This is a genomic window from Arthrospira sp. PCC 8006 (assembly GCF_046480465.1).
GTDB lineage: Bacteria > Cyanobacteriota > Cyanobacteriia > Cyanobacteriales > Microcoleaceae > Limnospira > Limnospira platensis.
Map to the genome: position 1 here is coordinate 15,319 of NZ_PKGG01000013.1, position 12,876 is coordinate 28,194.

The 12,876-nt window shown below is 45.6% G+C and carries 12 protein-coding genes; 7 read left to right on the top strand and 5 right to left on the bottom strand.

The window, feature by feature from the left end:
* Nucleotides 1-73: 73 nt before the first annotated feature.
* Nucleotides 74-1,504, bottom strand: a complete 1,431-nt coding sequence (gene lpdA, locus B9T16_RS03935; protein ID WP_006618907.1) for a dihydrolipoyl dehydrogenase — start codon at nt 1,502-1,504, stop codon at nt 74-76.
* 88 nt (nt 1,505-1,592) lie between these two features.
* Complete coding sequence (locus B9T16_RS03940) at nt 1,593-2,228, bottom strand: CatB-related O-acetyltransferase (protein ID WP_014274720.1); 636 nt, start codon at nt 2,226-2,228, stop codon at nt 1,593-1,595.
* 99 nt (nt 2,229-2,327) lie between these two features.
* On the opposite strand from B9T16_RS03940, the gene speB reads away from it, so the two are divergent.
* From speB to B9T16_RS03975, 7 genes are all read left to right on the top strand, one after another.
* The gene (gene speB, locus B9T16_RS03945) at nt 2,328-3,245 is read left to right on the top strand and encodes an agmatinase (protein WP_410244144.1); all 918 of its coding nucleotides are present in this window, start codon (nt 2,328-2,330) and stop codon (nt 3,243-3,245) included.
* Nucleotides 3,246-3,408: 163 nt separating this feature from the next.
* On the top strand, nt 3,409-3,948 hold the full coding sequence (locus B9T16_RS03950) for a thioredoxin family protein (protein WP_006618910.1): 540 nt from the start codon (nt 3,409-3,411) through the stop codon (nt 3,946-3,948).
* A gap of 139 nt (nt 3,949-4,087) precedes the next feature.
* Nucleotides 4,088-4,816 carry a UMP kinase gene (pyrH, locus tag B9T16_RS03955; RefSeq protein WP_006618911.1) on the top strand — a complete coding sequence of 243 codons (729 nt, stop codon included), beginning with the start codon at nt 4,088-4,090 and terminating at the stop codon, nt 4,814-4,816.
* Nucleotides 4,803-5,351, top strand: a complete 549-nt coding sequence (frr, locus tag B9T16_RS03960) for a ribosome recycling factor (RefSeq protein ID WP_410244145.1) — start codon at nt 4,803-4,805, stop codon at nt 5,349-5,351. Before pyrH ends, frr begins: the two co-directional genes overlap by 14 nt.
* A 77-nt stretch (nt 5,352-5,428) precedes the next feature.
* A complete protein-coding gene (locus B9T16_RS03965) occupies nt 5,429-6,520 on the top strand; it encodes a geranylgeranyl reductase family protein (protein WP_410244146.1) in 1,092 nt (363 codons plus the stop codon).
* A 496-nt stretch (nt 6,521-7,016) separates the two neighbouring features.
* Nucleotides 7,017-9,329 (top strand): ATP-binding protein, encoded by a 2,313-nt coding sequence (locus B9T16_RS03970; RefSeq protein ID WP_006618508.1) that lies wholly within the window; start codon nt 7,017-7,019, stop codon nt 9,327-9,329.
* A 46-nt stretch (nt 9,330-9,375) separates the two neighbouring features.
* The gene (locus tag B9T16_RS03975) at nt 9,376-9,723 is read left to right on the top strand and encodes a c-type cytochrome (protein WP_006618509.1); all 348 of its coding nucleotides are present in this window, start codon (nt 9,376-9,378) and stop codon (nt 9,721-9,723) included.
* 13 nt (nt 9,724-9,736) lie between these two features.
* On the opposite strand, the gene B9T16_RS03980 is transcribed toward B9T16_RS03975, so the two are convergent.
* From B9T16_RS03980 to B9T16_RS03990, 3 genes are all read right to left on the bottom strand, one after another.
* Entirely contained in the window at nt 9,737-11,035 is a 1,299-nt protein-coding gene (locus B9T16_RS03980) for a TldD/PmbA family protein (protein ID WP_410244147.1), read from the bottom strand.
* A gap of 97 nt (nt 11,036-11,132) precedes the next feature.
* The gene (gene hetR / locus B9T16_RS03985) at nt 11,133-12,035 is read right to left on the bottom strand and encodes a heterocyst differentiation master regulator HetR (RefSeq protein ID WP_317269919.1); all 903 of its coding nucleotides are present in this window, start codon (nt 12,033-12,035) and stop codon (nt 11,133-11,135) included.
* Nucleotides 12,036-12,494: 459 nt separating this feature from the next.
* Nucleotides 12,495-12,797, bottom strand: a complete 303-nt coding sequence (locus B9T16_RS03990) for a hypothetical protein (protein ID WP_410244148.1) — start codon at nt 12,795-12,797, stop codon at nt 12,495-12,497.
* Between the last annotated feature and the right edge of the window lie 79 nt (nt 12,798-12,876).

Consider the following 12,876-nt stretch of genomic DNA (forward strand, 5'->3'; position numbering starts at 1 on the left):
CCGCGCTTTAATGATATCTGATGGGCTGTGTAGGGTGCGTGATAATTGACGCAACCTACAACAGGATTATGGATTATCCAATAGTAGCAGCCCGCTTGTAGGCTTCATCAAGAACTTCTGATAAAGTCGGGTGGGTGTGGACTAGAAAGGTTAAGGTATTGACAGATTGACGGAGGGCGATCGCATTAGCAGCCTCTTGAATCAAATCGGAAGCATGGAGGCCAAAGATATGAACTCCGAGGAGTTCCCCGGTATCTTGGCGGTAAATAACCTTAGCAACCCCCTCGGTATCGACCTCAGCGATCGCCTTAGAATTACCCTTAAAATAGCTTTTGACACTAGCGACCTCAAAGCCTTGAGATTTACCCAACTCTTTAGCGGCGGGTTCAGTCATACCGACATAACTAATTTCTGGGTGAGTAAAAGCAGCAGCGGGGATACTGAGATAATCGACCTGGCGATCGCGTCCACAAATAGTTTCCACTACGGCGACTCCTTGGGCTGATGCAGCATGGGCTAACATCATTTTACCAGTAACATCACCAATAGCCCATAGATGTGGTACTCGTTGGGTCCCGGAGAGAACCCCCAAATAATTATCAACGGGAATAAATCCCCGTTGAGTTTCCACGCCGAGAGTTTCCAATCCCATATTTTTACTAACAGGAATGCGACCAGTAGCGACCAAACAAGCATCAACTTCTAAAACCTGTTCGACCTGTTTAGTTTTCGCATCAGCCAGTTCAATCAACACGGGAGAACCGGGAGTAACTTTCAGGGCTAATTTACCAGAGAAAGTTTCGACATCGCGGGATGAAAGAAGGACCCGTTCAGCTAATTTAGCAATATCGGGGTCAAAAGTAGGCATCAAATTATCGAGGGCTTCAATCATGGTCACTTCACAACCCAAAGCGGTATAAATATCGGCAAATTCCAAGCCAATATAACCACTCCCGACAATAGCAATCCATTGTGGTAGTGATGACAATTTCAAAGCATCATCACTGGTAAAAACGGTTTGATGGTCAATTTCAATACCTGGGGGTACAAAGGGGACAGAACCGGGGGCGAGAATGATATCCTTAGCGGTGATAATTTTTTCGCCGTCCTCAGTAGCGATCGCGACTTTTTGGGGTGCCGCCACTTTACCCCAGCCATGAAATGTATCAACTTTCAGGCGTTTAAGGCTATTAGTTAAATCCGATCGCAGTTTAGTAACAATATTTTCAGCGTGGTTAGCAATAGTTTGGCGATCGAAATTAACCGCCCCCACCTGAATTCCGAGGGACTGCAAATGGTGGGCGTTGCGAAGTTCCCGGACCCTTCCAGAAGCCGCTAATAAGGCTTTAGAGGGGATACAGCCACGGTTAACACAGGTTCCCCCCATGAGGTCGGCTTCCACAATTGCGGTCTTTAAGCCACAGTTGACGGCGTGGATAGCCGCCCCATGTCCTCCCACACCCGCGCCAATAATTACCAAATCATAATCAAAACCTTGGCTCACAATCACTCTCCTGGTGCGATTCTATTCACAATCATTTTCACAATCATTGTTAACCAGAAAGGGTACATCAGACAAGACCATCTGAGGATCATTCTCGCAATTGGTCTATATTTCCACTGGCTAAAACTTCAAGATGGGCGGTAATTTTTGAGGCTTCCCAATCCCACCAGCACAATTTTTGTAGTTGTTCTATTACTGGATTTGGGAAGCGTTGCCGAATTATTTTAGCGGGATTTCCACCGACAATAGTATAGGGTTCTACATCTTTGGTAACTACAGCATGGGCGGCTATTATCGCGCCATTACCTACTTTAACACCGGGCATAATAGTAGCTTTGTAGCCTATCCAGACATCATTTTCAATGATAGTATCTCCTCGGCTATATTCGGAATCAGGCTGAATTTTTTGCCAACCATGACCGAAGATTTCAAAAGGATAGGTGGTAAAATTATCTAAACAATGGTTACCGCCATTCATAATAAATTCTACATGGCTGGCGATCGCACAAAATTTGCCAATAATTAATTTATCCCCGATAAAGTCAAAGTGATAGCGCACATTTTTCTCAAAGTTTTCGGGATGGTCAAAATCATGATAGTAGGTGTAATCTCCGACAATAATATTGGGGTTTTTGATAATATTTTTGAGAAAGCACAACTGCCCATAATTGGCTAAAGGATAGGCTAGGTTAGGGTCTGGTCCCCATTCTTGGTTGGTGGTCATGATGGTTGAGGTGGTGATTTTTAGTGGAACGTTCAAAATTCGTGGCAAAATTATTTATATATTAGCGATCGCCCCCAAAATCTAAAGTCAAGCCAAAATATGCAATCAACCATTACAGCCCAATCAGTTGTGGACTTTTTAGGCTCAGAAATTGTCCCGAACCAGAAAACCGACAAAGTAGCCATTTTACCAATTCCCTTTGAAGCCACCACCACTTATCGCAAAGGGTGCGAAAACGGGCCAGGAGCCATCTTAGAAGCCTCCCAACAACTAGAATGCTATGATGATGAACTGGAAGCGGAGGTGGGGTTACAGGTGGGAATTTACACCCATGAAGCCATTGCGGATACCCGCGAGGGCCAGTCGGTGTCACTGGAGGAAATGCTGCGGGTGACGACAGAGACGGTAAAATCTCTAGCTGCTGAAGGTAAGTTTGTGATCGCCCTGGGGGGGGAACATGGCATCACGGCGGGAGTGGTGGAAGCCTACCGCCAAAGGTCAACGGAACCATTTACAGTAGTCCAAATCGATGCTCACAGCGACCTACGCCACGAATACGAAGGGTCGATCTACAATCATGCTTGTGTGATGCGTAGGGTGGTGGAGATGGGTTTACCGACGGTACAAATAGGGATTCGTAGCCTATGTAAAGCCGAAGCTGATCTAATTCGAGATCAGGAAATGAAGGTAATTTGGGGCCGCGAAATTGCTAGGGGGTCCGATTGGATAGAAAAAGCGATCGCCAGTATACAGACCAGGCGGGTATTTCTGACCATAGACCTAGACGGTATCGACCCGAGTATCATACCGGGAGTAGGGACACCAGAACCGGGAGGACTTTCCTGGTATGATTTAATTGCCTTTCTGCGACAGTTATTTATATGCCAGGAAGTGATTGGCTGTGATGTAATGGAATTAGCACCTGTTGTGGATTCGGTAGTTTCTGAATTTACCGCCGCCAAACTGGTCTATAAACTGGTAGGGTATCAGGCGTTAGCCAAAGGTTGGATTCATTGACCCGAAATTCCGCACCGCCTCCGGCGCGTGTAGCAGTTGGCTGGTCTTTTTCCTGGCTGACTCCGGCACGCGCCCCGACAAGGAACTTGCTCCCAGAATCGTAAGCGCGATAATGAGAGGTGGTTCATAATATCGACCTTGAGCGATCAAACTTTGAACTGCTATGAAAGGTACTCTGATTAACAGCTATGCTCCTGACTTTGAATTACCTGGGGTGGATGACGAAGTTCACCACCTAGCCCGGTATCTGCAAAAATTTCAGGTTGTCATCGTTATCTTTATGTCAAATTCTTGCCCCTACGTTCAATCTTATGTAGGCAGAATGAAGGCACTGCAAACCTATTTGCAAACGGTGGGAGCGACTATAGTGGGGATTAATGCTAATGACCCATTACAATCGCCGTCTGACAGCTTTGAGCAGATGAAAATCTTTGCCCAAGATCATGATCTGAATTTTCCATATATTCGGGATGTGACCCAGGATGTGGCTCACTGTTTTGGCGCGGAAACTACCCCGGAAGCCTTTGTCCTGGATAACCAGGGAATTTTGCGCTACCGAGGTGGCTTGGACGATAACCCGGAATCCCCAGAAGCGGTAACTATCAACTATCTCAAAAACGCAGTATCTCAATTATTGGCAAGTGTTGCGATCGCCCCGGAAACTACCCCGCCGATTGGTAGTCCGATTCAATGGCGAAGATGATGGTCTACCTCACTGGGATGATTCCCTCTCAGAAAAAACCTGATATCAATAGCAGCTTTCTGGTATCTTGAATTGGGACCGAACCTTATATCTGCGTAATCCGTAGATGGGATATAGCCATTGTCAATAGGGGATCTAAATGGGGACAAAATATAAACGGATCTTACTGAAACTCAGCGGTGAAGCCCTTATGGGTAGCCTGGGATATGGCATAGACCCGATTGTGGTTCAGGAAATCGCCCAGGAAGTTGCTGATGTGGTCAATAAAGGGGTGCAGGTGGCGATTGTGGTGGGCGGGGGTAATATCTTCCGAGGAATGAAAGCAGCTTCTGCGGGAATGGATAGGGCGACCGCCGACTATGTGGGTATGATTGCTACAGTGATGAATGCGATCACGTTACAAGATTCCCTAGAACAAATAGGAGTGCCAACTCGTGTACAAACGGCGATCGCTATGCAGGAAGTGGCTGAACCCTACATCCGACGCAAAGCTATTCGTCATTTGGAACTAAACCGGGTGGTGATTTTTGGGGCGGGTTCGGGTAATCCGTTTTTTACCACGGACACGACGGCGGCACTGCGGGCGGCGGAAATTGATGCCGAGGTGATTTTTAAAGCCACTAAGGTAGATGGAATTTATGATTGTGACCCGGCAGTTAATCCTGATGCTCGTCGCTATAATACTCTTACCTATGGCTATGTGCTGACCCATGACCTACGGGTGATGGATAGTACGGCGATCGCCCTGTGCAAAGAAAATAATCTTCCTATTATTGTATTTAACCTGACTGAGCGTGGCAATATTGGCCGGGCTGTGGTGGGTGACACTGTTGGAACTTATGTCGGAGGTTCTTGTGAAGTTAGCTGATGTTGAAAACTTGATGAAAAAAGCCTTAGAATCTACGGGGCGATCGTTTAATACGATTCGCACCGGACGGGCTAATGCTTCCCTATTAGACCGGATTACGGTAGAATACTACGGGAGTCCGACTCCTCTCAAATCTTTGGCAAGTATCAGCACTCCTGATGCTTCTACTATTACTATCCAACCTTTCGATCGCAATTCTCTAAACAACATTGAGAAAGCTATTTCTATGTCAGATGTGGGACTGACACCTAATAACGATGGCTCAGTTGTACGTCTGAATATTCCGCCGCTGACGGAAGCACGCCGCCAAGAATTTGTGAAACTGGCGGGAAAATACGCCGAAGAAGGCCGGGTGTCGGTTCGTAATATCCGGCGAGATGCGATCGACTCGGTTCGCAAACAGGAAAAAAGCGGGGATATCTCTGAGGATGAATCCCGCGATCTTCAAGACCAGATTCAAAAACTTACTGATAAGTACACAGCTAAGGTTGATGAACTACTCGAAGCGAAAGAAAAGGATATTATGACGGTCTGAGGTATTTTGATGGGGGTTAATCCCCCAAAACCACCCGCACCCCCATTGATGTAAACAAAAGTTAATGGCTGAAATTTATGTTTGACTGTATCATTGTCGGAGCAGGTCCCGCTGGTGGGGCGGCGGCTTATCATCTCGCTAAACGAGGGCGCAATCCTCTGGTGGTGGAAAAAAACTCCTGGCCGCGAAATAAGCCCTGTGGTGGTGGGGTGTCTCCGGCGATCGCTTCCTGGTTTGATTTTGATTTTACTCCCGCGATATCCACTACTGTTGATAAAATCCGTTACACTTTCAAACTGGCTGACCCCGCCGAAACGGCTATATCAAAACCTATGTGGATGGTGCGCCGAGATGTTTTTGATGCTTTCCTGATGCAGCAGGCTCAAGATCAAGGCGCTAGTTTCCAACCTAATACAGAAGTTACTGGTATTGAGTTTAAAGGCGACAGTTGGCAATTAACTACTGCTAATGGTGAAACCCTCACAGGTCGCTATCTGATTGCAGCAGATGGCGCAAAAGGACCTGTTGGCTCATGGTTGCGCCTCAAACAGTCTAATCCTCGACTGGCTATGGTCACGGAAGCTACTCAATTATCAGATGTGCCAACTTTTGAATTTGGTATGGTGAAAAATGGCAGTCTGTGGGGGTTTCCCAAGGCTGATGGTTACACGGTTAGCGCTGCTACTTTCCGAGGAAAAGACCCTAAAAATTTGAGCCAAGATTTGAGTCAATATCTGAAAGCGTTGGGGTTAGATCCTAGTTCCCCTATTGTTGAACATCCTCTGCGACTTTGGGATGGCGATCGCACCCTTCATGGTCAAAATGCTCTCATCGCCGGAGAAGCTGCTAGTATTGTTGACCCCCTCTCTGGGGAAGGTATCCGCCCGGCTATTTTGACTGGGGTGAAAGCCGCAGAGGCGATCGATGCGGCGATCGGTGGAGACCAAAGCGCCCTGGAAAAATATACCGAAATTATTCGGACTGAATGGGGTGTAGATATGGTTTGGGCTTCACGGTTGGCTGGTGTATTCTACAGTTTCCCTGGTATTGCTTATAAGGCGGCGGTTAAAGTTCCTGCTGCTACTGAGTTGATGAGTAAAATCCTTTGTGGCGACCTTCGCTATGGCGATGTGGCTGGTCGCGCCATCAAGAAATTGAGTCCGTTTTAATTTTCACGGGGAATCAGTTTTGCTAATTTAGGGATTGACAAGCACCGGGAACTAATGGTAATATACTTACATACAGTTATATAATAGAAATCTGTGCCTAAATATTAAAAATGTCAATATTCCCATTATCTAAAAGTATACCAGAAGCCGCCCGCCGAGGCAAGCACCCCCCAGAAAAAAAATTTTTTCGCAACAAAACTTAATTTTTCGTTACAATACTTAACATAACCGTAATCATGAGTTATCCATTGTCCATGATTGGGATTAAGCTAAAATGAAGTTCCCAGGGGAGGTATTGAATGGGAATCTCCGATAGTTTTGTTAGAATAACTACAATCGAAATATCGTAGCAGCCACCAATGTTCTGAAAAGAGCAGCCATTTTAAATCAGGAAAGCAGCCCCATATCTGCTAAAAATAGTCAAACCTAATTTTGCATTGTAGCTAAATAGAGGGAATCTTAGCCGGATTCTCGAACTCCCCCAATCAGGAAACTTATGTACACTGTGGACACTGCACAAGACCTTAAATCTCAACTTGATCATCAAGTTTTGCTACGTCGAATCATTAGTAGGATTCGGCAATCACTAGAACTTCCAGAAATTCTGAAAGCGACAGTGGCGGAAGTCCGTTCATTTTTAGGAACAGACCGGATTATGATCTATAGATTTGATCAAGATGCGAGTGGTGAAGTGGTGGCGGAGTCGATTTATGACGATCGCCTCCCGTCCCTGCTAGGGTTGCATTTTCCGGCCGATGATATTCCGGAAGAGGCACGCGATCGCTATGTAAAACTTAGACAGCGAACCATAGTTAATGTTCACTCTGGAACCATAAGTATAAGTCCCCTAGACTGTCCAGAAAGTGGGGAACCGCTACCGACGACAGAAATCAAATCGAGATCTGTAGATCCTTGTCATATCAGTTATCTGACCGCCATGGGAGTTCAATCCTCGGTGGTTGTACCGATTCTGTACAGTAGGGGAAAAAATCATGATAAATCGCGATCTGGTCAGTTTTCAACCTCATCAAATAAATTGTGGGGGTTATTGGTTTCTCATCATTCTGAACCACGGGAAACTTCGCCATTAGAATTGCAGATTTTGCAATTAGTGGTCGATCAGATGACCATTGCCATTGGTCAAGCTGATATGCTGGCTCAAACCCGCAAACAGGCGATGTTAGAAGCTGCTATTAATAAGGTAGCTTCTCTGTTACATGAACAACCGACGATTGAGTTACAAGCGGCTTTAGAGGCGGCTGTGGAGGACTTTGAGGGTTCAGGAGGGCGACTATATATCCAATCTCATCCGGAAAAGACCCCGGAGGTATTTTATTGTGGTGAACAGCCGACGATGCCTTCATGGGAAACCAAATCAATCATGGAAGAACATCCCCTCTGGCAAAAGTGGCTGAGGGAGGGGTTTAAGTGTAACAGTAACAGCGCGAAGCGATCGCTTGATGGTAGTGGCGGAAATATTTGGGCAATTACGGATTTATATAAAGAACCCCAACTGCGAATTTTTACCCCAGCTTTTAAATCTACCGCCATTCGGGGTTTGTTAGTGTTTCCGATTAAATACCGCCATAATAACCTAGGATGTCTGACTATTTTTCGTGATGAAATTGACACAGAAACCATCTGGGCGGGACGCTTTGATCCTAGTTTAAAACAAATGATGCCCAGACAATCATTTGAAGTGTGGCGGGAGTTCAAACAAGGTCAATCCCAACCTTGGACAGCGGATGAGATTAGCTTAGGTCAAGCATTAGGGAAACATTTTTCGATGGCAATTCAACAATATCTGTTGTATAGAGAGGTTCAAGACTTAAACAGTACCCTAGAACAACAGGTACAGCAGCGGACGATTCAACTCAAACAGTCTTTAGATAATGAACAAGCGAAAACCGAACAGTTAGAAAAGACTCTGGATGAACTGAAACGCACGCAAAGCCAACTTATTCAAACTGAAAAGATGTCAGGCTTGGGTCAGTTAGTGGCTGGAGTCGCCCACGAAATTAATAATCCGATTAACTTTATTTTTGGGAATTTAAGCTATGTGAGTGAGTATAGCGAAAGTTTACTTCAACTCATTCTCCTTTACCATAAATACTATCCCCAAAGACACCCGGAGATTGAAAACTATGAAACGGAAATCGAACTAGATTTTCTTCAGGAAGATTTACCGAAAATTCTGGCATCAATGCAGATAGGCTCCCAAAGAATTCGCCAACTGGTGTTATCTCTGCGGAATTTTTCCCGTCTGGAGCAAGCCGATCGCAAATCGGTTGATATTCATGAGGGTATTGATAGCACTCTGTTAATTCTGCAACATCGTCTGAAGCCTAGACCTCATCATCCTACTATTGAAGTAGTTAAAAATTATGGTAATATTCCGCCTATAGAATGCTATGCGGGATTACTTAATCAGGTGTTTATGAATTTACTAAGTAATGCCATAGATGCTCTGGAATTTCATGTGAAACAGCATCCAGAGGAGGATTTTTCACCGGAAATCAGGATTAAGACTGCTTTAATTTATGATGTAAATAATGGTCAAGATTGCTTGGAAATTTCTATATCTGATAATGGTCCAGGAATCCCCTCAAACATTCAAGCTAGTATTTTCGATCCTTTCTTTACGACTAAACCTGTAGGATTAGGTACAGGTTTGGGTTTGTCGATCAGCTATCAAATTGTGGTAGAAAAGCATCAAGGTAAAATCAATTGTTGTTCGGAACCTGGTCAAGGTACAGAGTTCAGGATTACGATTCCGGCTTATAATATATCTCGAACCAAGTCCAAATAAGTCGAAGTAAGTCGAAGTAATAGTAGAAGGCGATTAACCGAAATTGATGATCATGAGAAATCTATTAAGTATTTTACTGGTGAGTGTTAGCCTATTGTGGGGGTGTTTAACACCTATGGCGATCGCAGATAATCTGAATTTTGATCAGGGGGCTGAGATTTTTAGCGTCCACTGTGTGGGCTGTCATGCTGGGGGTGGTAACATTATTAGGCGGGGTAAAAATCTGAAACAGCGGGCTCTCCAACGCAATGGCTACGACTCAATAGAGGCGATCGCAGAAATTGTGTCTAATGGTAAAAGCAATATGTCGGCTTATTCTGACCGTCTGAGTGTCTCAGAAATCAAACAGGTCGCCGCCTATGTGTTAGACCAGGCTGAGAAAAACTGGCGTTAATGGACTGTTGCAATTAACTGCTGGCGGTAACGGATAACCCTTCGACAATAACAGATGGAGTATAAATAGAACCATTCCAGTTAGCATCTCCTCCGACACTAACCACTTGTTTTAAGGCGGTGTAGACATTTCCAGAAACCATGGTATTTTTAACCCGACCGACAACGTGACCGTTTTCAATGCGATATCCCAGATCGACATTAACGGAAAATTCCCCGGTAATTCCGGCAGCCGCTCCTAACATCTGATCAATAATTAGACCGTGGTCTAGCCGTTTAATTAAGTCTTGCATAGAGTCGCGTCCCGGTTCAATTAACAAATTGAATAATCCGGGGATGGGATAACTATTTAAATCAGCTCGAAACCCGTTCCCTGTGGTGCCACTACCGAGGGTGCGCCCAGTGGTTAAATCAGTATAAAATAGCTTGAGTATGCCATCTTGAATAAAGACAATGGGGCGAGTGGGGATTCCCTCATCATCAAAGGGGCAGCTAAACGGCCCTAGGGCGGGTTTCTGAGAGAGGGTAAGGGAGGTAGACACAACTTGGGTTCCGAGGCGATCGCTCCAGGGAGAAGACCGTTCTAGGACTTGTTTACCATTGAGAGCAGCGGAAACTGTACCCCATAACATATCTGCGGCTTTGGCGGTAAATAAAATGGGGACGCGCCCAACCAAGGGGGGTGCGTTTTCCCTAGCCCATTCCAGGCGCTGGAGAATGCGTTGGCTCAATAACTGTGGTTCAAGGCTACCCCGTTGAGTCTGACCGTCGGAAATGTAGAGAAAATCATTTTCCTGGACTAATTCGGTTTCCAAATAAGCGCTGAGGGTTGTATCGGTGTGGCTACAATCAAGACCTCTGGAATTAATCAGGCGGGTTGATTCGACTTCACAATCCCATTCTCCTGAGCAGATAATATCTGGGTAGATGTCTCGAATGCAGCTAATGGTCTCTTTTCCCCAGGCCATAAGCTGTTCTAGTTCGATGGAATTTCCGATCGCCGGATAGTGATTTAGGGAAGTATCATCGGCTATGGTAATGGTTTCTGGGTGATTAAGGGCTGATAGAGCGATCGCTCGCTCGACTAATTTTTGAGGGGGAACTGCACCGTGGGCGACAGCCAATCCGGGGCAGCCATCGCGCCACAATCGCAGAACAATTCCCTCTGATTCAATCCGTTCGATTTGTTTGAGTCGGTTAGCTTCAAAAAAGAGGGGGCGAGCTTGGGACGTAGCTCGGAATACCTCCGCCACTTCTGCTCCGGCTTTTGCCGCCAACTCCAGAAGCTGTTCGGCTATCTGGTCATGGGTCATGGATGGTCGATTCTGCCATAGCTTTCACATCGTTACATCCTACCCTGTGGCGAGCCACAAAAACCGGGTATTTTCCAGAGAGATTACCAAAGGGAGATTAATCGCTTTCCTGGGGCCCAAAGACCATTTGCAGAACCATGGCTTCACCTCCGGTCTGATGATAGCGATCGGCCCACTGGCGAATGATCTCATCTAACTCTTCTAAGGCTGACTCAATGCGATCGCTGGGAATATCCAATTCCTCCAAAACCCGCATTACCTTGGGCTGACGTTCCGCCCAGTCCCTCATTAAACGGAAATACCTAGCGGTATCTTCCACCATAATATAGGTGCGTTCTTCCTGATCTTCGGGAGAATAGGAAGCGCGGGTCAGAGCATAGAAAGGCATCCCCCAAGGAGAATCTATTTTAGTGACTGTCCCAGAGTAGATCAAGCGTCGCTTAATATGTTCTGTTAAGGCTTCACTTAATGGCATCCGTCTACTAGGTTCGATGTCTTCTTGAGAACGTCTATGGAGAAACTCAATCAATTCCATAAACTGAAAAGAGTTGATCAATTGAGCATCGGGTAAATACTTGGGTAAACGACTTTCAATTACCCGTTTTTCTTCTTGAGTTAAACTGCTACCCGGGACTCTGGCTTTTCCCGGTTGCCAAGGGTACTGCTCTAGCCACACATAGGGAAACTGAATCAGATAGCGAGGTTCCGTAGAACCCAACATTTTTAAGAGCTTCCCTTCGGTCAGTGCTTCCCGGACTTCCTCAACAATCACTTTCACCCGTTTGGGTTCAATATGATGTAGGTGTCCGGTCATGCGGAGGTTTTCACCCTGCTCCATATAAGTTGTATAGATAGCACATTTAGCGGCAGTTGCCGCCGCATCTAAAAATGCCCCATGTCTATGCCCACTGGTTCTCATGGCGCTAAAAGCCAAATAAAGCATGATCTGATCCATGCCACTGGGGCTAAGGCTTTTGATCAGATCTGTATCTTTTTTCATGACAATCCCTGGAATTTCATAAATAATATATGAGATGAATGGTATTATCCCCATTAGTGAGAATGGGTTATCTTACCCAGAGCTATTGCTGAGTAAATAAATAAACGACTGGAGACCGCGCAGTTTCTATCCCTGATGCTAGTATGGGTTTGCCACGGGGAATTATGACCGGGCGCAACCTATTTTATTAGACAACTGACCTGGCCTTCCCTCAATTGGTAATATAGTAGTTTGGACGCACCCTCGGCACTCAGGGCTTTCCAATTGAGATTAGTTTAGTTTAGATATGCTTATTATACACACAAAACCGCCCAACATCCATAAACTCATGGAAATGTTCGGCAGTTGTGGTCTTTATAGATTGGTTGTATTTGTTGACAAATACTCGGATTTATGTTCTAAAATTTATTGGGGCTAAAACATGACACTAGAAGGGGATTTTCCTACCGGAATCATCAGTCATTGATTAGCTCTGCCACTGCCACGATGGGGAAACAGGGATTCTGATGGAGATGTTTGCTCGAATGTCTCAGCAAATCCCCGTCGGGGTGTTCCTTGCCAGGGACTGCGGGAGCCATGATGCTCCGTTTGCGCTGATAGCATATATTGATTAGTCATCGATTCTAATTGCTGTGTGGTTGGGGCTAGTTCCATCGCTTTCGCGGGACTGGCAATGCCTAACAACAGCAACATAGAAAAGCCAAAAGTAGGGTTGAGTTTCATGGAAATGTCCGTATTAAAGCGTCCATTTCCTGATACCAATCTAATAAGCCTATATCAGGATAATCTGATAATTTTTTTGTTCACCCCTACGGTACTGGTGGCGCTGACATCTACGGCT

Excerpts from the sequence above, each read along its gene's own strand:
- B9T16_RS03950 (WP_006618910.1), top strand. The coding sequence starts at position 3,409 with ATGAAAGGTACTCTGATTAACAGCTATGCTCCTGACTTTGAATTACCT.
- B9T16_RS03970 (WP_006618508.1), top strand. The coding sequence starts at position 7,017 with ATGTACACTGTGGACACTGCACAAGACCTTAAATCTCAACTTGATCAT.
- B9T16_RS03940 (WP_014274720.1), bottom strand. The coding sequence starts at position 2,228 with ATGACCACCAACCAAGAATGGGGACCAGACCCTAACCTAGCCTATCCT.
- speB (WP_410244144.1), top strand. The coding sequence starts at position 2,328 with ATGCAATCAACCATTACAGCCCAATCAGTTGTGGACTTTTTAGGCTCA.
- B9T16_RS03975 (WP_006618509.1), top strand. The coding sequence starts at position 9,376 with ATGATCATGAGAAATCTATTAAGTATTTTACTGGTGAGTGTTAGCCTA.
- pyrH (WP_006618911.1), top strand. The coding sequence starts at position 4,088 with ATGGGGACAAAATATAAACGGATCTTACTGAAACTCAGCGGTGAAGCC.
- B9T16_RS03980 (WP_410244147.1), bottom strand. The coding sequence starts at position 11,035 with ATGACCCATGACCAGATAGCCGAACAGCTTCTGGAGTTGGCGGCAAAA.
- hetR (WP_317269919.1), bottom strand. The coding sequence starts at position 12,035 with ATGAAAAAAGATACAGATCTGATCAAAAGCCTTAGCCCCAGTGGCATG.
- B9T16_RS03965 (WP_410244146.1), top strand. The coding sequence starts at position 5,429 with ATGTTTGACTGTATCATTGTCGGAGCAGGTCCCGCTGGTGGGGCGGCG.